This is a genomic window from Streptomyces sp. CB02058, assembly GCF_001905505.1.
Classification (GTDB): Bacteria; Actinomycetota; Actinomycetes; order Streptomycetales; family Streptomycetaceae; genus Streptomyces.
The window spans coordinates 1,407,389-1,433,188 of record NZ_LIPG01000001.1 but is presented as its reverse complement, the minus strand read 5'-3'; the positions used below and the strand labels follow the sequence as shown (position 1 = coordinate 1,433,188).

Here is a 25,800-nt window from a genome sequence, read left to right as displayed (position 1 = left end):
CTTCCTCTAGGAACTGACCTGCTGCGGGGGCGGCGGCGCTGCTGCCCGTCCGGGCCCCTGCTGCTGTGTGGAGAACACCGTACGCCTCACCCGTGGGGGCGGACCTCCGGGTTGTCGTACCGGCAGGCGAGAATAAGTCCTGATGCGTACGGAGGGGGAGATCGCCACGAACACCGACCCGACCGGCCCCTGGTCCCTGGTCGTCCCGCTGAAACCGCTCGCACGGGCCAAGAGCAGGCTGGGCCGGGCGGTGGGCGGGGATCTGCGTCCGCGTCTCGCCCTGGCGTTCGCCCAGGACACGGTGTCGGCCGCGCTGTCCTGCCGGGCCGTGGGGGATGTGGTGGTCGTCACGGACGATCCCGCGGCGGGAGCGGCGCTGGCCGCGCTCGGCGCGCGCACACTGGCCGACACCCCCGCGGCCGGGCTCAACGCGGCGCTGGAGCACGGCGCGCGTTCGGTGCGTGCGAGGCGGGGGGAAGCGGCGGTCGCGGTACTGAACGCGGACCTTCCCGCGCTGCGCCCGGAGGAATTGGCTCGGGTGCTCGATTTCGCGGCGGAATTCCCCCGTGTATTTGTCGCGGACGCCCAGGGAATCGGTACCACTTTCCTTTCCGCCGCACCGGGTGTGGAATTGAGGCCCGCCTTCGGCGGCGCGTCCCGGGCGAGGCATCTGGCGTCGGGGGCGGTGGAGGTCCCGCTGCCCGGTCTCGATTCGGTCCGCAGGGACGTGGACACGGGCGAGGACCTGGCGGCAGCGCTGGCCCTGGGGGTGGGGCGGTTCACGGCCGGCCCAGCGGCTCCGCTGGTGTCCGCCGGGGACCGATAGGCTGCCGTTCATGCAGGCGACCTCGTTCACGTACGACCCCGGGACGCGCACCGGCAGCGTGCTCCTCGACGACGGCACCCCGGTGGACTTCGACGCACCCGCCTTCGACGCGGGCGGGCTCAGGCTGCTGCGTCCGGGGCAGCGGGTGCGGATCGAGACCGAGGGTGCGGGCGCTTCGCTCCGGATCACCCTGGTGACGCTCCAGACGCTCTGAAAACCCCCCTGAACAGCCCGCGGGCCGGGCTCCCCGAGGGGAGCCCGGCCCGGCGCGTAAGAGAACGAGCGGTGCCCGGTCTCACTTCTTGCGTGCGGTGACCTTCTTGGCGGTGGTCTTGCGTGCCGTGGTCTTCTTCGCGGGCGCCTTCTTCGCCGTGGTCTTCTTGGCGGGCGCGGTCTTGGCGGCGACGGTCTTCTTCGTGGCCGTCGTCTTCTTCGCCGGGGTCGCCTTCTTCGCCGCCGCGGTCGTCTTCTTCGCCGCCGCGGTGGTCTTCTTGGCGGTGGTCTTCTTGGCCGCGGTCGTCTTCTTCGCCGCCGCCGCCGTGGTCTTGCGGGCCGTGGCCTTCTTGGCGGTGGCCTTCTTCGCGGCCGCCTTCGCCGTCGTGCGGGTGGAAGAACCGCCCGAGAGGCTGCCCTTGGGCGCCTTCTTCACGGCCACGTCGTTCTTGGGGAGCTTCTTGGAGCCGCTCACCAGGTCCTTGAAGCCCTGTCCCGCGCGGAAACGGGGGACGGAGGTCTTCTTGACCCGTACGCGCTCGCCCGTCTGCGGGTTGCGGGCGTACCGGGCGGGACGGTCGACCTTCTCGAACGAACCGAAGCCGGTGACCGAGACACGGTCCCCCGCGACGACCGCACGGACGATCGCGTCGAGTACCACGTCGACAGCGTCTGCGGCCTGCTGACGGCCGCCGACCTTGTCGGCAATCGCTTCTACGAGCTGCGCCTTGTTCACGTCTTCCCCTTCGGAGACATTGCCGGAACGAAACTGTTCAGGCTTTTTCGCACGTTAGGCAGATATATACCGCAAATCAAACACGAAACGGGCTAATCACCCTAGTGCCGCAACGAAGTCGACCGCTGCGCTGTCCGCAGAGTCAGTCACCTTCGGGGAATCGGCCCTCATCGAGGTCCTTCATCAACCGGTCCAGACGCCTTGCCGCGCCTGGGAGATCGTGCTTAGCCGCGGCCGTGACGGCCAACAGCTTCCGGGACAGCGCCATCCGTACGCCCTCCGGGACTTGCAGTGAGCGCACCCTTGTGTGCGCTTCCTTCAATCGGTCGGCGACGTGGCCATAGAGCTCGAGTTGGCTGTCGCGTTCCATGCACCGATTGTGCCATCTGGGGCGAGTTGTCGCCCGAGGGGGTCTCAACAAGCGACTGCGCCCCCTGCCGGAAGGCAGAGGGCGCAGTTCGGGAAAAGCGCTGATCAGGCGACAATTGTGCGCGGCTTGTGGGACGGCCTGGCCGCCTCATAAGTCGCAATGTCCGCTTCGTTCTGAAGGGTGAGGCTGATGTCGTCGAGGCCGTTCAGCAGTCGCCAGCGGGCGTTCTCGTCGAGCTCGAAGTCGGCCGTGATTCCCTCCGCGAGGACCTGCCTCTTCTCCAGGTCGACGGTGACCTCGGCGGTCGGGTCGGCCTCGGTCAGCCCCCACAGGCTGTCGACGACCTTCTGGTCGAGCACGACGGTCAACAGACCGTTCTTCAGGGAGTTGCCCCGGAAGATGTCGGCGAAGCGCGAGGAGATGACGGCCTTGAAGCCGTAGTTCTGGAGGGCCCAGACGGCGTGCTCACGGGAGGAACCCGTGCCGAAGTCGGGACCGGCGACCAGGACCGAGGCGCCCTTGCGCTCGGGGCGGTTGAGGACGAAGTTCTCGTCCTTGCGCCAGGCCTCGAAGAGGCCGTCCTCGAAGCCGTCGCGGGTGACCTTCTTCAGCCAGTGCGCGGGGATGATCTGGTCGGTGTCGACGTTGCTGCGGCGCAGCGGGACGGCACGGCCGGTGTGTGCGGTGAATGCTTCCATGGCTCTCAGACTCCGGCGGGCGTACGGGCGTCGGACAGGTCGGCGGGCGAGGCCAGATGGCCCAGCACGGCGGTGGCGGCGGCGACCTGCGGGGACACCAGGTGGGTGCGGCCGCCCTTGCCCTGCCGGCCCTCGAAGTTGCGGTTCGAGGTGGAGGCGGAGCGCTCGCCGGGGGCCAGCTGGTCGGGGTTCATGCCGAGGCACATCGAGCAGCCCGCGTGCCGCCATTCGGCGCCGGCGGCGGTGAAGACCTTGTCCAGGCCCTCCTCGACGGCCTGGAGGGCGACCCGGACGGAGCCCGGGACGACCAGCATCCGTACGCCGTCGGCGACTTTGCGGCCGTCCAGGACCGAGGCGGCGTTGCGCAGGTCCTCGATGCGTCCGTTGGTGCACGAACCTACGAAGACGGTGTCCACGCTGATCTCGCGCAGCGGCTGGCCCGCGGTCAACCCCATGTACTCCAGCGCCTTTTCGGCCGCGTGGCGCTCCGAGGCGTCCTCGTACGAAGCGGGGTCGGGGACGTTGGCCGACAGCGGCGCGCCCTGGCCCGGGTTGGTGCCCCAGGTGACGAACGGGGCGAGCGAGGCTCCGTCGATGACGACCTCGGCGTCGAAGACGGCGTCGTCGTCGGTGCGCAGCGTCTTCCAGTACTCGACGGCGGCGTCCCAGTCCTTGCCCTCGGGGGCGTGGTCACGGCCGCGCAGATAGGCGAAGGTGGTCTCGTCGGGGGCGATCATGCCCGCGCGGGCACCGGCCTCGATCGACATGTTGCAGATGGTCATCCGGGCCTCCATCGAGAGCTTGTCGATGGCGGAGCCGCGGTATTCGAGGATGTAGCCCTGGCCGCCGCCGGTGCCGATCCGGGCGATGATCGCCAGGATCAGGTCCTTGGCGGTGACGCTCTCGGGGAGTTCGCCCTCGACGGTGATCGCCATGGTCCGCGGGCGGGCCAGCGGCAGCGTCTGGGTGGCCAGGACGTGCTCGACCTGGCTGGTGCCGATACCGAAGGCCAGCGCCCCGAAGGCGCCGTGGGTGGAGGTGTGCGAGTCGCCGCAGACGACGGTGGTGCCGGGCTGGGTCAGGCCGAGCTGCGGGCCGACCACGTGCACGACGCCCTGCTCGACGTCCCCCAGCGGGTGCAGCCGCACGCCGAACTCCGCGCAGTTCTTGCGCAGGGTCTCCAGCTGGGCACGGGAGACCGGGTCGGCGATCGGCTTGTCGATGTCGAGGGTCGGGGTGTTGTGGTCCTCGGTGGCGATGGTGAGGTCGAGACGCCGAACCGGGCGGCCGGCCTGGCGCAGGCCGTCGAACGCCTGCGGGCTGGTCACCTCGTGCAGCAGGTGCAGATCGATGAAGAGGAGGTCGGGCTCGCCATCGGCGCGCCGGACGACGTGGTCGTCCCAGACCTTCTCCGCGAGTGTCCTACCCATCGCTTTCCCTCCGGCCGGCGTCTTCGCCGGCCCAACTAGAGATTCGGGTGCCGCCGCCCGGACCCCCGACCGGGGCGGTGGCTGCGGGCCGTTGTACGGCCGCCTGTACAGGTTCGCAACTTCCGGGGAAAATTGAACTTGCGTTTCACAGAGTGAGACGCGAGTATCGTCGTATGGACAACTCTAGCGGCGTCGGCGTTCTCGACAAGGCAGCTCTGGTATTGAGCGCCCTGGAGTCCGGTCCGGCCACCCTCGCCGGGCTGGTCGCGGCGACAGGGCTCGCACGGCCCACGGCACACAGACTGGCCGTGGCACTCGAACACCACCGCATGGTGGCGAGGGACATGCAGGGCCGTTTCATTCTCGGCCCCCGGCTCGCGGAGCTCGCGGCCGCGGCCGGCGAGGACCGCCTCCTGGCGACGGCCGGACCCGTACTCACACATCTGCGCGACATCACGGGCGAGAGCGCGCAGCTCTACCGCCGGCAGGGCGACATGCGCATCTGCGTGGCCGCCGCGGAGCGGCTGTCCGGACTGCGGGACACCGTGCCGGTCGGCTCGACCCTCACCATGAAGGCGGGCTCCTCCGCCCAGATCCTCATGGCCTGGGAGGAGCCCGAGCGTCTGCACCGCGGCCTCCAGGGCGCCCGCTTCACGGCGACGGCGCTCTCGGGCGTACGGCGCCGCGGCTGGGCCCAGTCGATCGGCGAGCGCGAGCCGGGCGTCGCCTCGGTCTCCGCCCCCGTGCGCGGGCCGTCGAACCGTGTGGTCGCCGCGGTGTCCGTCTCCGGGCCGATCGAGCGCCTCACCCGCCACCCGGGCCGGATGCACGCCCAGGCCGTCATCGACTCGGCCGCGCGGCTGAGCGAGGCCCTGCGCCGCACGGGCTGAAGCCGCTGAAGGGCCACACCCTCCGCCGTACGAGGCCGAGGCCCGCACCCCTTCTTCTGCTCACGTTTCCTCTCCGAGGCCGCCCCAGCGTCGTGGCGGCCCCCTCCTCGCATCAACAGGCCCGTCCCGTAGGGGAAGTGGCCGCACGTCTCCCCAACTCCCCCGTGCACGCCGGGAACACGAGAAAAGCCCTTCACCGGAGTGAAGGGCCTTGCCGTTGTGCTCTGTTGTACCCCCGACCGGATTCGAACCGGCGCTACTGCCGTGAGAGGGCAGCGTGCTAGGCCGCTACACAACGGGGGCGTGGTTACTGCTGACTTGCGCTGGGCTACCAGGACTCGAACCTAGAATGACGGTACCAGAAACCGTAGTGTTGCCAATTACACCATAGCCCATGGTGTGACAAGTACCCCCGACCGGATTCGAACCGGCGCTACTGCCGTGAGAGGGCAGCGTGCTAGGCCGCTACACAACGGGGGCCCTAGCGATCCTGCATCGAAAACGTGGGTGCGACCCAGGTGTTCTCGCGGGAAGGATCTGTACCCCCGACCGGATTCGAACCGGCGCTACTGCCGTGAGAGGGCAGCGTGCTAGGCCGCTACACAACGGGGGCTTGTTACTCGGTCTTGCGCTGGGCTACCAGGACTCGAACCTAGAATGACGGTACCAGAAACCGTAGTGTTGCCAATTACACCATAGCCCAATGAAACGCAACCCCTGAGGGTCTTGTTCCTGTCTGCGCTTCCCGGCCGGATCTTTCGGCCCGCTCGGGCGGCGCAGGAAGAACATTACCCGAAGGTGTCCGGCGCTCCAAAACGGGTATGGCCCGCCAGCAGCCCGGGGAGCTCGTCGAGGCCCGTGATCCGGACCAGTTCGGGGCGCCCGCCCCGTCCGCGCCGGTCCAGCCACACACCGGCGAGACCCGCGGCCACGGCTCCGGCGGCGTCGATGTCCGGCTGGTCACCGACGTAGACGACCTCGTGCGGATCGAGCTCCAGCGCCTCGCAGGCCGTGCGGAAGGCCCTGGCGTCCGGCTTGTAGACGCCGAGCTCCTGCGCGCACAGCAGGACCTCGAAACGGTCGCGCACACCGAGGGCCCGCAGCTTGCGCTCCTGGTGGTCGACGGAGGAGTTCGACAGGATCGCGTGCCGGTGCGTGGCGGCCAGCGCGTCGAGCACGGGCACGGCGTCCGGGAACAGCTCCCAGGAGCTCTCGTAGTGCCCGACGTACCGGCCGAACCACGCGTCGGCGTCCTCGTCGCTCAGCTCCGCCTCCAGGAACTCCCGCACCCGGTCCCGGCAGTGCGCGGGCCAGTCGGATTCCCCGGCGGCGACGCGCTTCCAGTGGACGGAGGCGATGCGCATCCAGCGGCCGTGGTGGTCCTCGTCACTGTCGGCCAGCCCTTCCGCCCGCAGATGCCGCAGCAGGCCGGTCCGGTCCGAGCCCGCGTAGTCGAAGATCGTGTCGTCCACGTCCCAGAGGACCGCGCGAATCACCATGTCGGCGAACCTACCCGCCCGAGAACGCAGAGAAGCCGGAACACGGGAAGCGGGAGACCGCGCTCCGCCACGGGCCTCCACGGCCGCTCCGGCGCCCTGAACGGCCTGAGGCCGGGCTTCCCCGTGGGGAACCCGGCCTCCGGTGCGCGTACGGCGTTACGCGGCGAGCTTGACCAGCGCCGCGTCGATGCGGGCGATCGTCTTCTCTCGGCCCAGGATCTCCAGGGACTCGAAGAGCGGCAGGCCGACCGTGCGGCCGGTGACGGCCACCCGGACCGGGGCCTGCGCCTTGCCCAGCTTCAGGCCGTGCTTCTCGCCGGCGGCGAGAACGGCCGCCTTGAGCGCCTCGGCGTTCCACTCGGCGGCGGTCAGCTCGGCGCGGGCCGTGACGAGCAGGGCGTCGGAGCCCTCCTTCATGGCCTTCGCCCAGGACGCCTCGTCCTCGACGGGCTCGTCCAGGAAGAGGAAGTCCACGTTGGCCGTGATGTCCGAGAGAACCGTCACACGCGTCTGGGCGTGCGGGGCGATCTCGGCGAACATCGCCGCGTCGAAGGCCTCGGGCGCCCACGGGGCGAAGGGCGCCTTCAGCCAGGGGCCGCAGGCCTCGGTGAAGGTCTTCACGTCGAGCATGCGCAGGTGCTCGGCGTTGATGTGCTCGGCCTTCTTGAGGTCGAAGCGCGCCGGGTTGGCGTTGACGTCCGCGATGTCGAACGCGGCCACCAGCTCGTCGCGGCCGAAGATGTCACGGTCCTCGGCGATCGACCAGCCGAGCAGCGAGAGGTAGTTGAGCAGCCCCTCGGGCAGGAAGCCGCGCTCGCGGTAGAGGTTGAGCGAGGCCTGCGGGTCACGCTTGGAGAGCTTCTTGTTGCCCTCCCCCATGACGTACGGGAGGTGGCCGAAGGCCGGGGTGTCCTTGGCGACGCCCAGCTCGATCAGCGCCCGGTAGAGCGCGATCTGGCGCGGGGTGGAGGAGAGCAGGTCCTCGCCGCGCAGGACGTGGGTGATCTCCATCAGGGCGTCGTCGACCGGGTTGACCAGCGTGTAGAGCGGGGCGCCGTTGGCGCGGACGATGCCGTAGTCCGGCACGTTCTCCGGCTGGACGGTGATGTCGCCACGGACCAGGTCGGTGAAGGTGATGGCCTCGTCGGGCATCCGGAAGCGGACGATCGAGGTGCGGCCCTCGGCCTCGTACGCCGCCTTCCGCTCGTCGCTCAGGTCGCGGCAGTGCCCGTCGTAGCCCGACGGCTTGCCGGCCGCGCGGGCGGCGTCGCGGCGGGCGTCGAGCTCCTCGGTGGTGCAGTAGCAGTGGTACGCGTGCCCGGCGTCCAGGAGCTTGGCGGCCACGTCCTTGTAGAGGTCCATCCGCTGCGACTGGCGGTACGGCTCGTGCGGGCCGCCGATCTCGGGGCCCTCGTCCCAGTCCAGGCCGAGCCAGCGCATCGAGTCGAGGAGCTGCTGGTAGGACTCCTCGGAGTCCCGGGCGGCGTCGGTGTCCTCGATGCGGAAGACCAGGGTGCCCTGGTGGTGCCGTGCGAAGGCCCAGTTGAAGAGAGCCGTCCGGACCAGACCCACGTGGGGGTTGCCGGTCGGGGAGGGACAGAAACGTACACGGACAGGTGCGTTAGCCACGCTTGATCACCTTGTTGGTGAGAGTGCCGATGCCTTCGATGGTGACGGCGACCTCGTCGCCGACGTGCAGGGGTCCGACTCCTGCGGGGGTTCCGGTGAGGATCACGTCGCCCGGGAGCAGCGTCATGGCTTCCGTGATGTGGACGACCAGGTCCTCGACGGAGCGGATCATGTCGCTCGTCCGGCCGAGCTGGCGTTGTTCGCCGTTGACCGTGGCCTGGATGGCCAGGTTGCCGGGGTCGAGGTCGGTCTCCACCCAGGGGCCGAGCGGGCAGGAGGTGTCGAACCCCTTCGCCCTGGCCCACTGCCTCTCGCGGCGCTGGACGTCACGCGCGGTGACGTCGTTGGCGCAGGTGTAGCCGAAGACGACGTCCTTGACGCGCTCACGCGGAACCTCGCGGCACATGCGGCCGATCACCACGGCGAGCTCGGCCTCGTGGTGCAGTTCCTCCGAGAAGGAGGGGAACTCGATCGAGTCGCCGGCGCCGATCACCGAGGTGGTGGGCTTGAAGAAGGCGACGGGCACATCCGGGACCTCGTTGCCCATTTCGGCGGCGTGCTCCGCGTAGTTGCGGCCGATGGCCACGACCTTGTTGGGAAGCACGGGCGGCAGCAGCCGGACCTTGCTCAGCGGGACCTTGGTCCCGGAGAGCTCGAAGTCGGCGTACGGGATGCCCTTGATGATGTCGAGGACGAGGCTGTCGGGGCTGTCGCCCTCGACCGCGCCGAAGGCGACATTGCCGTCGATGGAGAACCTGGCGATGCGCACGGGATGCTGTCGCCCCTCACTTGCTGGCTGGCTGAAGACTGACGCTCCAGGCTAGCGCTTCGCGAGGGGGACGGCTGTGCGCGTCACGGCCGGGACCGGAGGGTCACTGCGCCGCCGCGACCGGGGCTTCCATGAGGATGGTGCGGCGCGGGTTGGCGGTCTGGGTGGGCAGGTCGACGGCGTGCTCCCGCTGCTCCGGCGTCTGCAGCGTCTCGGCGTCCTCGAGGTGCGCGAGCGTGGTGCGCCGGGGGTTGGCAATGTTGCGGAAGGTCATCGTCGTCTTCATCTGCCGTGTGGACCCTTGTCACTGGGGCGCTGCCCGGAGGTGCGCCGGTTGTCGGATTCGCTATCCCTGTAAAGCGCCAGGCTAAACATCCGATTCCCCACCGTGGCCGGGATGAGACGGCGATCATCATGTGAGTTTGCTCACGAAGTTGACGACAAAACGCCCATTGCAGACAGTTGATCATGGGATGCAAACCCGACAATCCGTCACTGAATCTGCTATTCCGCTCCCGATCATCGCGTCTGGGACACCGGTCGCGACGAGGAAGTCCACCCTTAATTGCCCGGTTTGACCATGAACACGCCGCACACCTTGTTACGTGCCCATCACACCGTGTCATCCAGGTCACAGCCCGGTACACGGGCCTTGTTGGAGATCCTCCACTGTGCTGGAATTCCACGCACCGCCGCGGGTTTCAGGCCCAGCGCGCAGGGGCGCAACGCAGCGCCGAGTGGCGGCGGGAGGGGGAAGTACGCCGGTCACTCACGACCACCATGGGGCGCGTCCAGCGCCCCACGACGCCGACACCGTCCTGCCGTGCCCACGCGCGGAGGGGCGCCTGGTCCAGAGGTTGCGACGCTAGTGCAGGGACGTTTCAAGAGGGATGGCATGGGGTCGCCCCAGCCCCGCCAGGGCCGAGGGGAAGCTCCGGCGGATCAGGAACCGCGTGGCGGGAACGACCGCGGTTCCTCACCCCAGCACGCCCAGAACCCCGGTCAGCCCGCCGAGAGCGGCGACCGCGCACAACGCTCCGGCTCGACGAGCACCGGCAGCGGCGAGGCAGCGGCGCCCCTGAAGCCGGCGGGCCCGACCAGCGCCGGCTCGCGGATGGCCCTGCGCAACTGGCGCATCAGCACGCGCCTGGTCTCCCTGCTCGCCCTCCCCGTGGTCGCGGCGACCACCCTGGGCGGGCTGCGCATCAACGAGTCCATGAACAACATGGACCAGCTGGAGCACATGCAGCTGCTCACCAAGATGACCAAGCAGGCGACCGCGCTCGCCAAGGCGCTCCAGGAGGAGCGCGACAACTCGGCGGGCCCGCTGTCCAACGGCGTGAAGGCCACCGACTTCAAGGTCACCGAGCCGCGCAAGCGCACCGACCGCGCCAAGGCCGCCTTCTTCGAGGCCACCGACGAGATCGGCAACACCCCGGGCGACGCGGCGCTGGACAGCATCCACGCGAGCGTCAGCCAGATCGGCAACCAGCTGGGCAACATCACCAGCATCCGCAAGGACGCGTACGCCAAGGGCAGCCCGAGCCTCAACACGGTCGACCAGTACAGCCAGTTGATCACCTCGCTGCTCAGCCTCTCGCAGGACATGGCGCAGGCGACCAGCAACCCGGAGATGATCAAGCGCACCCGTGCGCTGGCGGCCTTCTCCTCCTCCAAGGAGTACGCCTCCGTCGAGCGCGCCATCATCGCCGCGGCCCTGCCCGGCGGCGACAGCACCAAGACGCACCTGAACGACAACGACCAGGCGTTCGGGCGCAACGCGCTCAACAAGGCGAGCACGACCCTCAAGACCTTCGAGACGACCTACGAGTCCACGGGCAAGAGCTCCGCCGAGCTGCTGGCGCCGCTGGACAACGGGAATCCCGAGATCACCGCCGCCGACATGTACGCCAGGAAGGTGCTCGACAGCCCCCTGGGCATGGAGGGCAGCGGCAAGACCCGTACGTACATGGACTGGTTCGACCAGAGCTCGAACAAGATCCAGGCCATGAACACCATCGAGGCGACCCTCCTCGGTGAGATGGAGAGCAAGGCCCGCGAGCTCCGTGAGGAGTCGCAGCGCGACGCGATCCTCAACGGTGCGATCATCCTGATCGTCCTCGGCGTGTCGCTCGTCGGCGCCTTCGTCGTGGCGCGGTCCATGATCCGCTCGCTGCGGCGCCTCCAGGACACCGCCACCCGGGTCGCCCAGGACCGTCTGCCGGAGCTCGTCCGGCAGCTCTCCGAGACGGACCCGCAGGACGTCGACACCTCCGTCGAGTCGGTCGGTGTGCACTCCCGGGACGAGATCGGCCAGGTGGCCGCGGCCTTCGACGACGTGCACCGCGAGGCGGTCCGACTGGCCGCCGAGCAGGCGCTGCTGCGAGGCAACGTCAACGCGATGTTCACCAACCTCTCGCGCCGTTCGCAGGGCCTCATCCAGCGCCAGCTCTCGCTCATCTCCGAGCTGGAGTCCCGCGAGGCCGACCCGGACCAGCTGTCCTCGCTCTTCAAGCTCGACCACCTCGCCACCCGTATGCGCCGTAACGGCGAGAACCTCCTCGTCCTCGCGGGCGAGGAGCCGGGTCGCCGGTGGACGCGTCCCGTGCCGCTGGTCGACGTACTCCGTGCCGCCGCCTCCGAGGTGGAGCAGTACGAGCGCATCGAACTGGCCGCGGTGCCCGCCACCGAAGTCGCCGGCCGCGTCGTCAACGACCTCGTGCACCTCCTCGCCGAGCTGCTGGAGAACGCCACGTCGTTCTCCTCGCCGCAGACCAAGGTCCGGGTCACCGGTCACGCGCTGCCCGACGGGCGCGTGCTCGTCGAGATCCACGACACCGGCATCGGCCTCTCCCCCGAGGACCTGGCCGCGATCAACGAGCGGCTCGCGTCGCCGCCCACCGTGGACGTCTCGGTCTCGCGCCGCATGGGTCTGTTCGTGGTCGGCCGGCTGTCCCTGCGTCACGGCATCCGCATCCAGCTGCGGCCCTCCGACTCCGGTGGTACGACCGCGCTGGTCATGCTGCCCATGGAGGTCGCGCACGGCGGCAAGCAGCCGCCGAAGCCGGGTCAGGGCCAGCAGGGCAAGGGCGCCCCGCAGGGCGGCGCCCCGGGCGGGCTCCTCGCCGGCGGCGGTGCTCCCGCGGGCGGCCAGCGCCCCGGTCTCGGGGGGCCGGCGTCGGCTCCCGCCAAGGGAATCGGATCGGCCGCCCCGCTCGGGCAGGTCGGTGCGGGCTCCGCGCCGCGTGCCGCGCTTCCCTCGCGCGACGGCGGACCGCGTCAGCCGCAGCAGGGCCCCGGCCAGCAGGCTCCCGGACTGCCGGGCCAGGGCAGGCCCGAGGGTCCGCGTCAGGGCGGCGGCCTCGCCGGCGCCTTCTCGGGCGGTGCCCGTCCGGGCGCGCGAGGCCCGCAGAACCCTCCGGCCGGTGCGGACTCGGACAGGCCCAACCTCTTCGGCCACTCCGGCCAGCAGAGCGGCCCGCCCGCGCGCCAGAACCCGCAGGCCCAGCAGGCCCAGCTCGGCCAGGGCGGCCCGCAGCAGCCCGGTGGTCCCGGACGCCAGCTGCCGCCGCCCGGCGGTCCGCGCGCCGAACTGCCCGGTGGCAACCCGCAGCCCCAGCGTCCGCAGACCACCAGCTGGGGCGTCGAGGAGCAGGGTGCTCCGCGGCGTACGCAGCCGGACGCGCCGCGCGGTCATGAGGAGCACGACTCCGGCCGGTTCGCCCGGCCGGGCACGTCCGCCCCGAACCAGCCGTTCACCCCGCCGAACCAGCGTCCGCCGACGAACGACCGCCAGGGCCCCGGCGCCACGGCCGAGTTCGCCCGCCCGGACTTCTCGGCACCGCACGCGCCCCAGGCTCCGCAGGCCCAGGACCCGGCGAGCACCGCGCAGTTCGCCCGCCCGGACTTCAACGCCCCGAGGCCGCAGGACCAGGGCTTCGGCGCCCAGGCCCCGCAGCAGCCGCAGATGCCGGCGCCCCGTCGGGGCGACGACTTCGGCGCCCCGCGCCCGCCCGCACCCTCCGCGGGTGAGCCGCCGCGCCGTCCCGCCCTGCCGCAGCAGCCCGAGGTGCTGCCGCCGGCCGGTCCCGGTGACGGACGTACGCCGCTGTACGACACGCTGGAGACGAACTGGTTCCACGGCCCGCAGCAGGGTGGCCAGCAGCCGCCCGCCGAGCCGCAGGAACCGGCCGCTCCCCGGCCCGCCGACAGCCCGGCTCCGCCCATGCCCAGGCGTGGTGCGGCCGACACCGGTTCGTGGCGTGCTTCGCCGAACGACGAGCTCGTGCGGCAGGCGGAGCGGGTCAAGAAGCCCGCCGCCGGCGGGATCACCACCTCCGGACTGCCGCGCCGCGTCCCACGTGCCAATTTGGTGCCGGGCACTGCTCAGCAGCAGAATCATCAGTCCGGACCTCAGGTTTCGCGTGCGCCCGATGACGTACGCGGCCGTCTGACCAATCTCCGCCGGGGCATCCAGCAGGGACGACAGGCCAACAACGGCTCGTCTACCGGCAGTTTCCAACTCGGCCCCACTCACCAGCAGGAGCGTTAGTTGAGCCCCATGAGTCAGGCCGCGCAGAATCTGAACTGGCTGATCACCAACTTCGTGGACAACACCCCAGGGGTGTCCCACACGGTGGTGGTCTCCGCGGATGGCCTGCTGCTGGCGATGTCCGAAGGTTTCCCGCGCGACCGCGCAGATCAGCTGGCGGCCGTCGCCTCCGGGCTGACGTCGCTGACCGCGGGTGCCTCCCGGATCTTCGAAGGCGGCGCCGTGAGCCAGACGGTCGTGGAGATGGAGCGGGGATTCCTCTTCCTCATGTCCATCTCCGACGGATCGTCGCTCGCCGTCCTCGCCCACCCGGACGCCGACATCGGCCTGGTCGGGTACGAGATGGCCCTGCTCGTCGACCGTGCGGGGACCGTCCTCACCCCTGACCTCCGCGCCGAGCTACAAGGAAGTCTGCTCCACTGAGCGGCCATGCGGCAGACACCTGACACGATCCCCCCAGGTACTACTCAAAACCCTCACCCGTCCGGCCGCCACAGCCCCTCACCGGCCACCTTCAGACGGCAAGCCGACACCCTGCTGTCACGCCCGGAGGATTTATGACCCCGCCACCCGCCTCACCCGATCCGTACGGCGCACTGCACCACGCGTCGTACGACGGTGAAGGCGATCAGCCGCTGGTCCGTCCCTATGCCATGACCGGCGGCCGGACCCGGCCGCGTTACCAGCTCGCGATAGAGGCGCTGGTCAGCACCACCGCGGACCCCGCCCACCTCGGGACGCTGCTCCCCGAGCACCAGCGGATCTGCCACCTGTGCCGTGAGGTCAAGTCGGTGGCCGAGGTCTCGGCCCTGCTGTCCATGCCCCTGGGTGTGGCGCGGATCCTCGTGGCGGACCTGGCGGAAGCCGGCATGGTGGCCATCCACCAGCCGGGCAACGGAGAGGCCGGCGGCGCGCCGGATGTGACACTGCTCGAAAGGGTGCTCAGTGGACTTCGCAAGCTCTAGCGACGGTACGGCCCGCTCCACCACCTCGGCGAAGATCGTGGTGGCAGGGGGCTTCGGCGTGGGTAAGACCACGTTTGTCGGTGCCGTTTCGGAGATCAATCCGCTGCGCACCGAAGCCGTGATGACGTCCGCGTCCGCGGGCATCGACGACCTGACCCACACCGGGGACAAGACCACCACCACGGTGGCCATGGACTTCGGACGCATCACCCTGGACCAGGACCTGATCCTCTACCTGTTCGGCACCCCCGGACAGGACCGCTTCTGGTTCATGTGGGACGACCTGGTCCGCGGCGCCATCGGCGCCGTCGTCCTCGTCGACACCCGCCGCCTCGCCGACTGCTTCCCCGCAGTCGACTACTTCGAGAACAGCGGCCTCCCCTTCGTCATCGCCCTCAACGGCTTCGACGGACACCAGCCCTACACCCCCGACGAAGTACGCGAAGCACTCCAGATCGGGCCCGACGCCCCGATCATCACGACCGACGCCCGGCACCGTGCGGACGCCAAGAGCGGTCTGATCACTCTGGTCGAGCACGCACTGATGGCCCGGCTGAAGTAGCCGTAAGTCGGAATGGATCTACGGAACTTGCTGTAGTCACGCGGGGGCGGCCTGTGTCCTTTGACACGATCCGCCCCCGCGTTCATAACATTTCGACAGAGAATTGGCCCCTCGCCGATACACGACGCGCACGGCCGGTACCACTGCGCTCACACGAGCCTCGCCTTTTGACGGGGCTCGCTCTTTATGCCCGTTTTATCGGCGGTCCGCCTCACTCGGAATCACACATTCCGACTGTTTGGAAGGCGACCGGTCCGCGTGCTGCAATGCCTCGAACTACCCAGTAGTACGGCCCCTGAACGATAATCCGGCACAACGTAGGTGCCGACGCCGAGAGGTTGTTGGTCGAGTGAGGCGAAGCAACGAGGGCTCCGCGGCCCAGTCGGAGCGGGGCAACTTCACCCCTCCGCCGCGCGCTGCGGTGTCGCCTGCGGACATGTCGTCCGAGGCGGAACCGGCAGGTGGCAGCACCAGCCGGCTGTCACCCAGGAACTGGCGGGTGCCCACCCGGCTGAACGCGATCCTCCTGATCCCGGCGCTGGTCGGCCTGGTCATGGGCGGCTTCCAGGTGAAGGGGTCGGTCGACACCTGGAACGAGGCCCAGGACGCCGAGAAGACGGCCCTGGTCGTCCGGGCCGCCTCCGCGTACGGACAGGCGCTGCTGAACGAGCGTGACCTCACCGCACAGCCGCTGCTGTCCAACAAGCGCACCGCGGCCGAGGTGGAGGACGTCCGTGCCATCACCGACGCCGCCGCCGCGAAGTTCGACCTCGCCGTGCAGAACATGCCGGAGAAAGAGGGCCTGGACCGCCGCCTGAAGCTGTTCAAGGTGGAGGAGCCCCTGCTCCCCGAGCTCCGCAAGGCCGCCTACGCCGAGGCCATGGACCCGGTGAAGACGGAAGAGGGCTACACCAAGGTCCAGCACTCGCTGATGGAGTTCTCCAACGAGCTCGGCCTGGGTACGGGCAACATCACCAGCTACGGCCGGACCGTCTACGCGATCGAGCTGTCCAAGGCCGCCGGGTCGCTCCAGCGCTCCATAGGCATGCACCTGCTGGTGCGTCCGAGCCAGGAGCAGCGCAACTTCAACGGCCAGGTCACGGCCTTCAGTTCGTACAACTACCTGGAGCAGATCGCCCTCGGTGAGTTCGTCTCCGGCGGTACGGAGGCCGACGCGGCGCGGCTCAAGGAAGTCATGGCCGAGAAGGCCGCCGAGGGCGCCAAGCAGCTGAAGGCGGCCAAGGAGCAGGCCGACGCCGCCGGGAAGCCCTTCGTGACGCCCCCGAGCGTCGACGGTTCCGTCTTCGACGGCATGGCCCAGCAGATCGGGCAGGGCAAGTCCCCGGAGCAGCTGAAGGCGAAGGGCATCACGCCCGAGACCTGGATGGCCGCGGCGACCGCGAAGTTCGACGGCTACACCACGGTCGAGAACGAGCTCGTCGACAAGGCCGTGACCGAGGCGGCGGAGATCTCCACCGACGCCCGCAACGACGCCATCCTCAACGCGGCGATCGTGATCATCTCGCTGCTCGCCGCCTTCATCATCGCCGGGCTCATGGCCCGCCAGATGAGCCGCTCGATGCGCCAGCTGCGTACGGCCGCCTTCGGCATCGCCGAGCAGCGGCTTCCGATGCTCGTCGACCAGCTGTCGCGGACCGAGCCGGGCCGGGTGGACACCCGGGTGCAGCCGATCCCGATCAACAGCCAGGACGAGATCGGCGAGGTCGCCCGCGCCTTCGACCAGGTGCACCGCGAGGCCGTCCGGCTCGCCGCCGAGCAGGCCATGCTGCGGGGCAACGTCAACGCGATCTTCACCAACCTGTCGCGCCGCAACCAGTCGCTGATCGAGGGCCAGCTGACCCTCATCACCGACCTGGAGAACAACGAGGCGGACCCGGACCAGCTGGAGAGCCTCTTCAAGCTGGACCACCTGGCCACGCGTATGCGCCGCAACGGTGAGAACCTCCTCGTCCTCGCGGGCGAGGAGCCCGGCCGCCGCTGGAACCAGCCAGTGCCGCTGGTCGACGTGCTGCGGGCCGCCTCCTCCGAGGTGGAGTCCTACGAGCGCATCGAGCTCACCGGGGTGCCGGAGAGCGAGATCCACGGCCAGGCCGTGACCGACCTCGTGCACCTGCTGGCCGAGCTGCTGGAGAACGCCACCACCTTCTCCTCCCCGCAGACCAAGGTCCGCGTCACCGCCACCCGGCTGCCCGACGGCCGCGTGATGGTCGAGATCCACGACAAGGGAATCGGCCTCACCGCCGAGGACTTCGCGGACATCAACCACAAGCTGGCGAACCCGCCGACCGTGGACGCCGCGGTGTCCCAGCGCATGGGTCTCTTCGTGGTCGGCCGGCTGGCCGACCGGCACGGCATCCGTGTCCAGCTGCGCCCCTCGGGCGAGCAGGCGGGGACGACCTCGCTGGTCATGCTTCCGGACGCCATCACCCACGGTGGCGGTGGCGAGCTGGCCCAGGACAACGACTTCACGGTCTCCTCGATCATCCCGGAGCAGCAGCAGGCGCCGGCCTTCGAGCCGATGTCCCAGCACGCCCCGATGCGCACGGCGGCGGAGCTCGGCTTCGACGACTCGCGCTACGAGATACCGGCGGCGGACGCCCCCCAGCTGGACCCGGTCAACCGCTCGCTGATGCGCGAGGAGCGCCGGGCGGCGCTGGAGGCCCAGACGGGCGGCGAGCGCCCCGCGTTCCAGGACAACGGCGCCGGGCAGCAGGGCGCGTACGCCCAGGAGCAGTACACGCAGGAGCAGTACGGCCAGGAGCAGTACGCCCCCGAGCAGTACGCCCAGGAGCAGCAGTTCGCACAGCCCGGTTACGAGGGCGGCTACGAGCCGTACGCCGCCGGGAACGGTTTCCAGGAGCAGCAGGCCCCGGGGAACGGCTTCCAGGAGCAGCAGCAGAACGGCTATGCGGAGGCCGCGTACGCCGCCCCGGACGGCCGGCAGGAGCAGTACGCCGACCCGTTCGCGGCCCGGGCCGACCAGGCCGGCCAGGGCGACTGGGCAGGTCAGGGTTCCTACCAGGGGGCGTTCGAGCCCCAGGCGCAGCCGGAAGCGGAATCCGTGCCGAGCGCTCCCGCCGAGACGCCGGAACGCGTAGGCTTCGACCGCCCGGGGCCCACCCCGAATCCCGGTCACGACCTGACCGACGCGGGTCTTCCGCGCCGCGGTGCCGGCCAGCAGCACTGGCAGCCCACCGGCCGCGGAAACGATCAGCCCGCGGCGCCGGAGCAGCGGCAGCGTCCGCAGCCCGAGCAGCCGCAGCAGACGGAGCCCGCGAGCGGGGAGAGCACCGACGACTGGCGCTCGGCCAACGACGAGCGCTGGGAGCGGGCCGAGAAGCTCCGGGACCCCAAGGCGGGTGGAATAACCCCGTCCGGGCTCCCCCGTCGCGTGCCCAAGGCCAACCTGGTCGAGGGTACGGCGGAGCAGACCCAGCAGGGCGGCCCACAGGTCTCCCGCGCTCCGGAGGACGTGCGGGGCAGGTTGAGCAACCTGCGCCGTGGTGTCCTGCGGGGACGTACCGCGGGGTCGGACACAAGTAATACCTACAACCAGGAGCGTTAGTGTGAGCCCGATGAGCCAGGCGGCGCAGAATCTCAACTGGTTGATCACCAACTTCGTGGACAACACCCCTGGGGTGTCGCACACGGTGGTGGTCTCCGCCGACGGACTCCTGCTGGCGATGTCCGAAGGTTTCCCACGGGACCGCGCCGATCAGCTGGCGGCCGTCGCCTCCGGTCTGACGTCGCTGACCGCGGGTGCCTCCCGGATCTTCGAAGGCGGCGCCGTGAATCAGACCGTTGTGGAGATGGAGCGAGGATTCCTCTTCATCATGTCCATCTCTGACGGATCTTCACTCGCTGTCCTCGCCCACCCGGACGCCGATATCGGTCTGGTTGGGTACGAAATGGCACTTCTTGTGGACCGTGCAGGAAGCGTCCTTACCCCGGATCTCCGCGCCGAACTCCAGGGAAGTCTTCTTAACTAATAGACAGACAGTGCGTTTCTCGTCACCGCGCCATAAGGTGCGGTGGCGCGGCACCACTGGGATGGCGACCGGCAGTCGGAGGAGGAAACGTGGCAGCACCCACAGGCGGACACCCGTACGAGGGCGGTCAGCGGGTTCCGGGTGAGCAGGGTGACAACCGTTTCGACACCCCCTCCGTACCCGGCAGACAGGGTTCGCACGAGCCTTACCAGCCGTACGAGCCCTACCAGCAGCCTCAGCAGGGCGCGCAGGGCGGCGAGTGGCAGCAGCAGCCCCAGCAGCCCGGTTCCGGGTGGCCGCAGCAGCAGCCGTACGGTCAGCAGCCCCCGTACCAGCAGCCGCAGCACGAGCAGCAGCGGTACGAGGCGCCGCCGTCGCGCATCCAGCCGGTCCAGCGTCAGGCTCCCGCGCCCGCGAAGCCCTCGGCGCACAACCCGCTGGTCCGTCCCTACGCCATGACCGGCGGCCGGACCCGGCCGCGCTACCAGCTCGCCATCGAGGCGCTGGTCAGCACCACGGCCGATCCGGCCAGGCTGCAAGGGCAGTTGCCCGAGCACCAGCGGATCTGCCGGCTCTGCATCGAGATCAAGTCGGTTGCCGAGGTTTCGGCCCTTCTCTCGATCCCCCTCGGCGTTGCCCGGATCCTCGTCGCCGACCTGGCCGAGGCCGGACTCGTCGCTATCCATCAGCCCGGCGGCGACGAGGCCGCCGGCGGCCAGCCAGATGTGACACTGCTCGAAAGGGTGCTCAGTGGACTTCGCAAGCTCTAGCGGCGGAGCGGCCCGCTCCACTACCTCGGCGAAGATCGTGGTGGCAGGGGGCTTCGGCGTGGGTAAGACCACGTTTGTCGGTGCCGTTTCGGAGATCAATCCGCTGCGCACCGAAGCCGTGATGACGTCCGCGTCCGCGGGCATCGACGACCTGACCCACACCGGGGACAAGACCACCACCACGGTGGCCATGGACTTCGGACGCATCACCCTGGACCAGGACCTGATCCTCTACCTGTTCGGCACCCCCGGACAGGACCGCTTCTGGTTCATGTGGGACGACCTGGTCCGCGGCGCCATCGGCGCCGTCGTCCTCGTCGACACCCGCCGCCTCGCCGACTGCTTCCCCGCAGTCGACTACTTCGAGAACAGCGGCCTCCCCTTCGTCATCGCCCTCAACGGCTTCGACGGACACCAGCCCTACACCCCCGACGAAGTACGCGAAGCACTCCAGATCGGGCCGGACACCCCGATTCTCACCACGGACGCCCGGCACCGTGCGGACGCCAAGAGCGCGCTCATCACCCTGGTCGAGCACGCACTCATGGCCCGTCTGCGCTGACCCCGCCGCCGCACGGCGAAGGCCCCGTACTCCCTGGAGGAGTACGGGGCCTTCGCGCGTCGTGGGGCCCTGGAGGAGGCTCCAGGGGCCCGGCGGGCCCGTGGGGCGGCCTCAGGGGCCCGTTGTCAGCCCTGCCAGCTGTGCGGGGCGCGGAAGCCGGGGGTGCGCTCCAGACGGCGCCACCCGGCCGTGCTGCGGCCTCGGTGGGCGGGGGCGTCGGGCTGGGCGGCGGCGCGGGCGAGGAGGACCGCGGTGATGGCCGCGAGCTCCTCGGGGCCGGCCTGGCCCTTCTCGACGCGCAGGACCGAATCGGCGGGGTTGACGCTCATGGTGTCTCCGTCTTCTGGGCAGATGGGTCGCGGGGTCTTCCGGCCGGGTTCGCCGCCGGTGGCCGCGGCTACTGCGGAGGGTTGCCGTGCTTGCGGGACGGCAGGTCGGCGTGCTTGTTGCGGAGCATCGCGAGCGAGGCGATCAGTACCTCGCGGGTCTCGGCCGGGTCGATGACGTCGTCGACCAGGCCGCGCTCGGCCGCGTAGTAGGGGTGCATCAGCTCGGCCTTGTACTCCTTGACCATGCGGGCCCGCATGGCTTCGGGGTCCTCGGCGTCGGCGATCTGCCGGCGGAAGATGACGTTGGCGGCGCCCTCGGCGCCCATCACCGCGATCTCGTTGGTGGGCCACGCGTAGGTGAGGTCGGCGCCGATGGACTGGCTGTCCATCACGATGTACGCGCCGCCGTAGGCCTTGCGCAGGATCAGGGAGATCCTCGGCACGGTCGCGTTGCAGTACGCGTAGAGCAGCTTCGCTCCGTGCCGGATGATCCCACCGTGCTCCTGATCGACGCCGGGCAGGAAGCCGGGTACGTCCAGCAGAGTGACGATGGGGATGTTGAACGCATCACACATCTGGACGAATCGCGCGGCCTTCTCGGACGCCTCGATGTCCAGCACACCGGCCAGCGACTGCGGCTGGTTGGCGACGATGCCGACGACCTGGCCGTCCAGGCGGGCCAGCGCGCAGACGATGTTGCGGGCCCAGCGCTCGTGGACCTCCAGGAAGTCGCCGTCGTCGACGAGCTCCTCGATGACCTTGTGCATGTCGTACGGGCGGTTGCCGTCGGCCGGGACGAGGTCCAGCAGGACGTCGCCGCGCCGGTCGGCCGGGTCGTCGCTGGGGACGACCGGCGGGTTCTCCCGGTTGTTCGAGGGCAGCATCCCGATCAGGTAGCGGACCTCGGCGATGCAGGTCTCCTCGTCGTCGTACGCGAAGTGCGCGACGCCCGAGGTCTCGGCGTGCACATCGGCGCCGCCCAGGCCGTTCTGGGTGATCTCCTCACCGGTGACGGCCTTGACGACGTCCGGGCCGGTGATGAACATCTGCGAGGTCTCGCGGACCATGAACACGAAGTCGGTCAGCGCGGGGCTGTAGGCCGCGCCGCCCGCGCACGGGCCGAGCATCACGCTGATCTGCGGGATGACACCGGAGGCGCGGGTGTTGCGCTGGAAGATCCCGCCGTATCCGGCGAGCGCCGAGACGCCCTCCTGGATGCGGGCGCCGGCGCCGTCGTTCAGGGAGACCAGCGGGGCGCCGGCCGAGATGGCCATGTCCATGATCTTGTGGATCTTCGTGGCGTGGGCCTCGCCCAGCGCCCCGCCGAAGATCCGGAAGTCGTGCGCGTAGACGAAGACCGTCCGGCCGTCGACCGTGCCCCAGCCGGTGATGACACCGTCGGTGTACGGCTTCTTGGCCTCCAGGCCGAAGCCCGTGGCCCGGTGCCTGCGCAGCTGCTCGACCTCCTTGAACGATCCCTCGTCCAGCAGCAGCGCGATGCGCTCCCGCGCGGTCAGCTTGCCCTTGGCGTGCTGCGCCTCGGTCGCCCGCTCGCTCGGCCCGCGCCGGGCCTCGTCACGCAGCGCCAGCAGTTCGGCCACCCGGCCACGCGTGTCGTTCGGCTCGCCCGCGATTTCGTCCACAACGGTCATGCGTCGACCCTACGAACCCGACCCAGGAAATCCTGCCGTTCACTCCGGACAGTCTCCTGCCCGGTTTCCTGGTGGCACCCGACAGAACCGGGGCACGATGCATCCCATCTGCCAGCTCACAGGCCGTCCCCGTTGTAGGGCTTTGACAAAGTGCCCTCTGTGGCCCCGGCCACAGACCTCCCGTGCGCCACGCCGCGGATGCACCGGGGCGGGGGTACGGGGCGTACCGGAATGGCGGCGGGCGGGGTGATCCGGACCCGCCGGAGGACGGGACCAGTATCCGCCGCGCACACCCCTCCACCGGCCACCCCGGCCCGCTCTTCCCGGTGACGGCGGGCCGACTCGTTCGATTCCTGTTCACTCCGTGCGCACGGGGGCCGACCAAGCGTGGCGAAAACCCTTCCAGCGGCGTCGAGTTGTGAAGAACCGGCCGTTCTTGAGAGCGCTCTCAGTCCTAACTCTTGACGCTCGGCAGAGGCGTCGCAAGAGTGGTGCGCACCGCAGACGGCCCCACCGTTCCACCTCCCCGCGCCACCCCCCACACCCCTGTCTGCGCCCCCCACACATCGGGAGTTCCTCCGTGATTTCTCGCAGAATGTTCCTGACCGGCGCCGCCGCCTCCGCGACCGCGCTCAGCTATCCCCTCTGGGGCAGCGCACTCAGCCCGCGCACCTCGGCCGCCCCCGCCACCTGCGAACTGGCCCTGGAGAACAAGTCGTTGCCGGGGACCGTGCACGCCTATGTGACGGGCCACGAGCAGGGCACCGACCGCTGGGTGCTCCTGCGCCCGGACGGCAGCGTCTACCGCCCCGACTCCCCCGGCGCCCCGCAGACCCCGCTGCCGGTGGACTGCGCCATCCCGCTGAAGGGCGCGGGTGCCGGTCCGGTCGTGCTGACCCTGCCCCAGATGTACGGGGCGCGGGTCTACTTCGTACGCGACGACAAGCTGGACTTCTACCTCAACCCGGGCCCCTCGCTGGTCGAGCCGGCCTTCGCGACACCGGCCGACCCGAACTACGGCCGGACCTGGTCGTTCTGCGAGTTCACCTTCAACCCGCAGCAGCTGTACGCGAACATCAGCTACGTCGACCTCGTGACGGCGCTGCCGATCGGCCTGACCCTGGAGGGTGACGCCACGCACACGGTGGCCCCGCTCCCGGACGGTGCCGTCCAGCGCATCGCGGACGACCTCACGGCCCAGGCCGCCGCCGACGGGCAGCCCTGGGACAAGCTGGTCACCCGGGGCGGAGACGGCCAGGTGCTGCGGGTGGTCTCGCCGCAGAACCTCATGGCGCCGTTCTTCGACCGGCCCGACGAGATGCCGTTCCGGGATCTGTTCACCGCGCAGATCGACGAGGTCTGGGAGAAGTACCGCTCCACCGATCTGCGGATCGACCTCCAGGGCGGGCGGGGCACGCTCGCCGGCCGTGTCAGCGGGGACACGCTGACCTTCGAGGGCGGGCACACCTTCGTCAAGCCCACGTCGAAGGACATCTTCACGTGCAACCACGGCCCCTTCACGAACAACCCGGGTGACTCGGACGACAAGAAGGCGCTGCTGGCCAGGATCGCGGCGGGCTTCAACCGCTCGATCATGCTCAGCCACCCGCAGCAGCCCAACGGCACCACGGTGTCGGACTACTACAAGGGGTCGGTGACGAACCACTGGTCCCGGGTCGTCCACGCGAACTCCCCCATCGGCTACGCCTTCCCCTACGACGACGTGCGCCCCGACGGCGAGCCCGACGTCTCGGGGGCGGCCCACGACGGCAACCCGCGCCGCTTCACGGTGAGCGTGGGCTCCTGACGCCCGTGTGACGCGGCAGGGCCGCCCGCCGCCCGGCCGGGGCGCGGGCGGCCCTGCCGCGTCCGGCCGGGGCGGGGGGGCGGGCTCCCCGCGATCGGCCCGGGGGTGCGGGGAGCGCGGGCGGGCTCCCCGCTCCCCGGCACCCGTGCGGCCCAGTCCGGCCTGCGCCCGGGGCACGGGGGGCGGATCGTGGGCAGATGTCCTCCCTCGGTGAGACTCCCGCCGGCGACCCGCACGAGCGGGTCCTCCTCCAGGGCCTGCGCCTGATCGACGGCACCGGCCGGGACCCGGTGCCGGACGCGGCGCTGCTGATCGACGGTGCGGTGATCCGGTGGGCGGGTCCCGCGCTGGACCTCCCTCCCGACCTCGGCCCGGCGCGGCTGCTGGACCTCGGGGGGCGGACCGTGTGTCCGGGCTTCATCGACACCCATGTGCACTTCGCCCTGCCGGGCCCGGCGGGCGACCCCTTCCAGGGTCTCTTCGAGCTGCCGAGCTACCGCACCCTGAAGGTCCTGGAACGGATGCGGGTCACTCTGGAGAACGGGGTGACCACCGCACGGGACCTGATGGGCGTGGACGCGGGGTTCCGGCGGGCCGTGGCGGAGCGGAAGGTTCCCGGGCCCCGGCTGCTGGTCTCCGTCACCATGCTGAGCCAGCGGGCCGGCCACGCGGACTTCACGCTCGCCGGGGGGATCGACGGCCTCGCCGTCGCCGTCGCCTTCCCCGGGAGCCCACCGAGCCTGGTCGGTTCCGTGGACGACATGCGGGCCCGGGTGCGCGACCTGGTCGCGGCGGGCGCCGACTGCGTGAAGATCGCCACCAGCGGCGGGATCTCGTCCCCGCACGACCAGCCCGAGTGGCTGGGCCTGCGCCCCGAGATGATCCGGGCGGCCGTCGAGGAGGCCCAGGCCTACGGCGGCCTGCCGGTCGCCGCGCACGCCATGGGGCGGCCCGGCATCGAGGCCGCGGTCCGCGCGGGCGTGAGCAGCATCGAGCACGGTTACGACCTGGACGACGCACTGCGGGCCGAGATGGTGGAGCGCGGCCAGTACCTGGTGCCCACGCTGCTGGAGACGACCCAGGACCTGGACCCGGCGCACACCTCCCCCACGGCGTACGAGAAGGGGGTGCGCTGGCACCGGATCGCCCAGGAGTCGGTGGCCAGGTCGGCCTCGGCGGGGGTCAGGATCGCGATGGGCACCGACAGCGGTCTGGCCGTCGGCCACGGCAGCAATCTCCGGGAGCTGGGGCTCCTCGTGGACATCGCGGGGCTGACCCCCATGGCGGCGATCGTGGCCGCGACCTCGGACGCCGCGCGGCTCTGCGGCGTCGACGACATCACCGGATCCCTGGAGGCGGGCAAGTCCGCCGATCTGGTGGTGACGGACGTCGACCCACTGACGGGCATCGCGGCGCTGGGCGATCCCGCCCGCATCCTGGCCGTGGTGAAGGAGGGCCGGATCGCCGTCGACCGCGTGGGGGTCCTCGGCGAGGGCGTCCTGCCCGCGCTCTGCCCCTGAGCCGCCGGACC

At 70.2% G+C, this 25,800-nt stretch carries 23 protein-coding genes and 5 tRNA genes; 13 read left to right on the top strand and 15 right to left on the bottom strand.

Features of this window, described 5'->3' with window-relative positions; all coding sequences use genetic code 11:
- Nucleotides 1-142: 142 nt before the first annotated feature.
- Both cofC and AMK10_RS06595 read left to right on the top strand, forming a co-directional pair.
- Nucleotides 143-826: a 2-phospho-L-lactate guanylyltransferase gene (cofC, locus tag AMK10_RS06600; RefSeq protein ID WP_073745679.1), complete on the top strand. Its 684-nt coding sequence runs from the start codon at nucleotides 143-145 to the stop codon at nucleotides 824-826.
- A gap of 10 nt (nucleotides 827-836) precedes the next feature.
- Nucleotides 837-1,040: a hypothetical protein gene (locus AMK10_RS06595; RefSeq protein WP_073745677.1), complete on the top strand. Its 204-nt coding sequence runs from the start codon at nucleotides 837-839 to the stop codon at nucleotides 1,038-1,040.
- 81 nt (nucleotides 1,041-1,121) lie between these two features.
- Here AMK10_RS06595 and AMK10_RS06590 read toward each other — a convergent pair whose 3' ends face one another.
- The 4 genes from AMK10_RS06590 to leuC all read right to left on the bottom strand — a co-directional run bounded on the left by AMK10_RS06590 (nucleotide 1,122) and on the right by leuC (nucleotide 4,273).
- Nucleotides 1,122-1,775: an HU family DNA-binding protein gene (locus tag AMK10_RS06590; protein WP_073745675.1), complete on the bottom strand. Its 654-nt coding sequence runs from the start codon at nucleotides 1,773-1,775 to the stop codon at nucleotides 1,122-1,124.
- Nucleotides 1,776-1,917: 142 nt separating this feature from the next.
- Entirely contained in the window at nucleotides 1,918-2,145 is a 228-nt protein-coding gene (locus AMK10_RS06585) for a hypothetical protein (RefSeq protein ID WP_073745673.1), read from the bottom strand.
- Nucleotides 2,146-2,249: 104 nt separating this feature from the next.
- Nucleotides 2,250-2,843, bottom strand: a complete 594-nt coding sequence (gene leuD / locus AMK10_RS06580) for a 3-isopropylmalate dehydratase small subunit (protein ID WP_073745671.1) — start codon at nucleotides 2,841-2,843, stop codon at nucleotides 2,250-2,252.
- A 5-nt stretch (nucleotides 2,844-2,848) separates the two neighbouring features.
- Nucleotides 2,849-4,273: a 3-isopropylmalate dehydratase large subunit gene (gene leuC, locus AMK10_RS06575; protein ID WP_073745669.1), complete on the bottom strand. Its 1,425-nt coding sequence runs from the start codon at nucleotides 4,271-4,273 to the stop codon at nucleotides 2,849-2,851.
- Nucleotides 4,274-4,446: 173 nt separating this feature from the next.
- Between leuC and ndgR the strand changes: the two genes are divergently transcribed.
- Nucleotides 4,447-5,163, top strand: a complete 717-nt coding sequence (gene ndgR / locus AMK10_RS06570) for an IclR family transcriptional regulator NdgR (RefSeq protein ID WP_014048551.1) — start codon at nucleotides 4,447-4,449, stop codon at nucleotides 5,161-5,163.
- A gap of 230 nt (nucleotides 5,164-5,393) precedes the next feature.
- Here ndgR and AMK10_RS06565 read toward each other — a convergent pair.
- From AMK10_RS06565 to AMK10_RS06525, 9 genes are all read right to left on the bottom strand, one after another.
- A tRNA-Glu gene (locus AMK10_RS06565) sits at nucleotides 5,394-5,466 on the bottom strand.
- Nucleotides 5,467-5,486: 20 nt separating this feature from the next.
- Nucleotides 5,487-5,558 (bottom strand) — tRNA-Gln (locus AMK10_RS06560).
- Nucleotides 5,559-5,570: 12 nt separating this feature from the next.
- Nucleotides 5,571-5,643, bottom strand: a tRNA-Glu gene (locus AMK10_RS06555).
- Between the two features lie 60 nt (nucleotides 5,644-5,703).
- A tRNA-Glu gene (locus AMK10_RS06550) sits at nucleotides 5,704-5,776 on the bottom strand.
- A gap of 18 nt (nucleotides 5,777-5,794) precedes the next feature.
- Nucleotides 5,795-5,866 (bottom strand) — tRNA-Gln (locus tag AMK10_RS06545).
- 85 nt (nucleotides 5,867-5,951) lie between these two features.
- On the bottom strand, nucleotides 5,952-6,662 hold the full coding sequence (locus AMK10_RS06540; protein ID WP_073745667.1) for an HAD family hydrolase: 711 nt from the start codon (nucleotides 6,660-6,662) through the stop codon (nucleotides 5,952-5,954).
- Between the two features lie 156 nt (nucleotides 6,663-6,818).
- Nucleotides 6,819-8,291, bottom strand: a complete 1,473-nt coding sequence (gltX, locus tag AMK10_RS06535) for a glutamate--tRNA ligase (RefSeq protein WP_073745665.1) — start codon at nucleotides 8,289-8,291, stop codon at nucleotides 6,819-6,821.
- Nucleotides 8,284-9,060 carry a fumarylacetoacetate hydrolase family protein gene (locus tag AMK10_RS06530; protein WP_073745663.1) on the bottom strand — a complete coding sequence of 259 codons (777 nt, stop codon included), beginning with the start codon at nucleotides 9,058-9,060 and terminating at the stop codon, nucleotides 8,284-8,286. The genes gltX and AMK10_RS06530 overlap by 8 nt, the downstream gene beginning before the upstream one ends.
- A gap of 103 nt (nucleotides 9,061-9,163) precedes the next feature.
- The gene (locus tag AMK10_RS06525; protein WP_073745661.1) at nucleotides 9,164-9,346 is read right to left on the bottom strand and encodes a hypothetical protein; all 183 of its coding nucleotides are present in this window, start codon (nucleotides 9,344-9,346) and stop codon (nucleotides 9,164-9,166) included.
- Between the two features lie 609 nt (nucleotides 9,347-9,955).
- Between AMK10_RS06525 and AMK10_RS06520 the strand changes: the two genes are divergently transcribed.
- From AMK10_RS06520 to AMK10_RS06485, 8 genes are all read left to right on the top strand, one after another.
- The gene (locus AMK10_RS06520; protein WP_073745659.1) at nucleotides 9,956-13,612 is read left to right on the top strand and encodes a sensor histidine kinase; all 3,657 of its coding nucleotides are present in this window, start codon (nucleotides 9,956-9,958) and stop codon (nucleotides 13,610-13,612) included.
- A 9-nt stretch (nucleotides 13,613-13,621) separates the two neighbouring features.
- Nucleotides 13,622-14,035 carry a roadblock/LC7 domain-containing protein gene (locus AMK10_RS06515; RefSeq protein WP_006127850.1) on the top strand — a complete coding sequence of 138 codons (414 nt, stop codon included), beginning with the start codon at nucleotides 13,622-13,624 and terminating at the stop codon, nucleotides 14,033-14,035.
- 134 nt (nucleotides 14,036-14,169) lie between these two features.
- On the top strand, nucleotides 14,170-14,577 hold the full coding sequence (locus AMK10_RS06510) for a DUF742 domain-containing protein (protein WP_003966010.1): 408 nt from the start codon (nucleotides 14,170-14,172) through the stop codon (nucleotides 14,575-14,577).
- Nucleotides 14,558-15,139, top strand: a complete 582-nt coding sequence (locus tag AMK10_RS06505) for a GTP-binding protein (RefSeq protein WP_073745657.1) — start codon at nucleotides 14,558-14,560, stop codon at nucleotides 15,137-15,139. The genes AMK10_RS06510 and AMK10_RS06505 overlap by 20 nt, the downstream gene beginning before the upstream one ends.
- Nucleotides 15,140-15,488: 349 nt before the next feature.
- Complete coding sequence (locus tag AMK10_RS06500; protein ID WP_073745655.1) at nucleotides 15,489-18,725, top strand: sensor histidine kinase; 3,237 nt, start codon at nucleotides 15,489-15,491, stop codon at nucleotides 18,723-18,725.
- A 10-nt stretch (nucleotides 18,726-18,735) separates the two neighbouring features.
- Nucleotides 18,736-19,149 (top strand): roadblock/LC7 domain-containing protein, encoded by a 414-nt coding sequence (locus AMK10_RS06495; protein ID WP_006127847.1) that lies wholly within the window; start codon nucleotides 18,736-18,738, stop codon nucleotides 19,147-19,149.
- An 89-nt stretch (nucleotides 19,150-19,238) separates the two neighbouring features.
- Nucleotides 19,239-19,919, top strand: a complete 681-nt coding sequence (locus tag AMK10_RS06490) for a DUF742 domain-containing protein (protein WP_073745653.1) — start codon at nucleotides 19,239-19,241, stop codon at nucleotides 19,917-19,919.
- Entirely contained in the window at nucleotides 19,900-20,481 is a 582-nt protein-coding gene (locus AMK10_RS06485) for a GTP-binding protein (RefSeq protein ID WP_014048542.1), read from the top strand. Before AMK10_RS06490 ends, AMK10_RS06485 begins: the two co-directional genes overlap by 20 nt.
- Before the next feature lie 125 nt (nucleotides 20,482-20,606).
- Here the strand turns inward: AMK10_RS06485 and AMK10_RS06480 are convergent, their stop codons facing one another.
- Nucleotides 20,607-20,810, bottom strand: a complete 204-nt coding sequence (locus AMK10_RS06480; RefSeq protein ID WP_073745651.1) for an acyl-CoA carboxylase subunit epsilon — start codon at nucleotides 20,808-20,810, stop codon at nucleotides 20,607-20,609.
- A gap of 68 nt (nucleotides 20,811-20,878) precedes the next feature.
- Nucleotides 20,879-22,462: an acyl-CoA carboxylase subunit beta gene (locus tag AMK10_RS06475; protein WP_073745649.1), complete on the bottom strand. Its 1,584-nt coding sequence runs from the start codon at nucleotides 22,460-22,462 to the stop codon at nucleotides 20,879-20,881.
- 595 nt (nucleotides 22,463-23,057) lie between these two features.
- Between AMK10_RS06475 and AMK10_RS06470 the strand changes: the two genes are divergently transcribed.
- Both AMK10_RS06470 and AMK10_RS06465 read left to right on the top strand, forming a co-directional pair.
- Nucleotides 23,058-24,269 carry a glycoside hydrolase family 64 protein gene (locus tag AMK10_RS06470; protein ID WP_198959651.1) on the top strand — a complete coding sequence of 404 codons (1,212 nt, stop codon included), beginning with the start codon at nucleotides 23,058-23,060 and terminating at the stop codon, nucleotides 24,267-24,269.
- 197 nt (nucleotides 24,270-24,466) lie between these two features.
- Complete coding sequence (locus tag AMK10_RS06465) at nucleotides 24,467-25,789, top strand: metal-dependent hydrolase family protein (protein ID WP_073745645.1); 1,323 nt, start codon at nucleotides 24,467-24,469, stop codon at nucleotides 25,787-25,789.
- Nucleotides 25,790-25,800 lie beyond the last annotated feature (11 nt).

Excerpts from the sequence above, each read along its gene's own strand:
- AMK10_RS06515 (WP_006127850.1), top strand. The coding sequence starts at position 13,622 with ATGAGTCAGGCCGCGCAGAATCTGAACTGGCTGATCACCAACTTCGTG.
- AMK10_RS06510 (WP_003966010.1), top strand. The coding sequence starts at position 14,170 with ATGACCCCGCCACCCGCCTCACCCGATCCGTACGGCGCACTGCACCAC.
- AMK10_RS06540 (WP_073745667.1), bottom strand. The coding sequence starts at position 6,662 with ATGGTGATTCGCGCGGTCCTCTGGGACGTGGACGACACGATCTTCGAC.
- AMK10_RS06585 (WP_073745673.1), bottom strand. The coding sequence starts at position 2,145 with ATGGAACGCGACAGCCAACTCGAGCTCTATGGCCACGTCGCCGACCGA.
- AMK10_RS06595 (WP_073745677.1), top strand. The coding sequence starts at position 837 with ATGCAGGCGACCTCGTTCACGTACGACCCCGGGACGCGCACCGGCAGC.
- leuD (WP_073745671.1), bottom strand. The coding sequence starts at position 2,843 with ATGGAAGCATTCACCGCACACACCGGCCGTGCCGTCCCGCTGCGCCGC.
- cofC (WP_073745679.1), top strand. The coding sequence starts at position 143 with ATGCGTACGGAGGGGGAGATCGCCACGAACACCGACCCGACCGGCCCC.
- AMK10_RS06495 (WP_006127847.1), top strand. The coding sequence starts at position 18,736 with ATGAGCCAGGCGGCGCAGAATCTCAACTGGTTGATCACCAACTTCGTG.
- AMK10_RS06480 (WP_073745651.1), bottom strand. The coding sequence starts at position 20,810 with ATGAGCGTCAACCCCGCCGATTCGGTCCTGCGCGTCGAGAAGGGCCAG.
- leuC (WP_073745669.1), bottom strand. The coding sequence starts at position 4,273 with ATGGGTAGGACACTCGCGGAGAAGGTCTGGGACGACCACGTCGTCCGG.
- AMK10_RS06525 (WP_073745661.1), bottom strand. The coding sequence starts at position 9,346 with ATGAAGACGACGATGACCTTCCGCAACATTGCCAACCCCCGGCGCACC.
- ndgR (WP_014048551.1), top strand. The coding sequence starts at position 4,447 with ATGGACAACTCTAGCGGCGTCGGCGTTCTCGACAAGGCAGCTCTGGTA.
- AMK10_RS06470 (WP_198959651.1), top strand. The coding sequence starts at position 23,058 with ATGTTCCTGACCGGCGCCGCCGCCTCCGCGACCGCGCTCAGCTATCCC.
- AMK10_RS06465 (WP_073745645.1), top strand. The coding sequence starts at position 24,467 with ATGTCCTCCCTCGGTGAGACTCCCGCCGGCGACCCGCACGAGCGGGTC.
- AMK10_RS06520 (WP_073745659.1), top strand. The coding sequence starts at position 9,956 with ATGGGGTCGCCCCAGCCCCGCCAGGGCCGAGGGGAAGCTCCGGCGGAT.
- AMK10_RS06475 (WP_073745649.1), bottom strand. The coding sequence starts at position 22,462 with ATGACCGTTGTGGACGAAATCGCGGGCGAGCCGAACGACACGCGTGGC.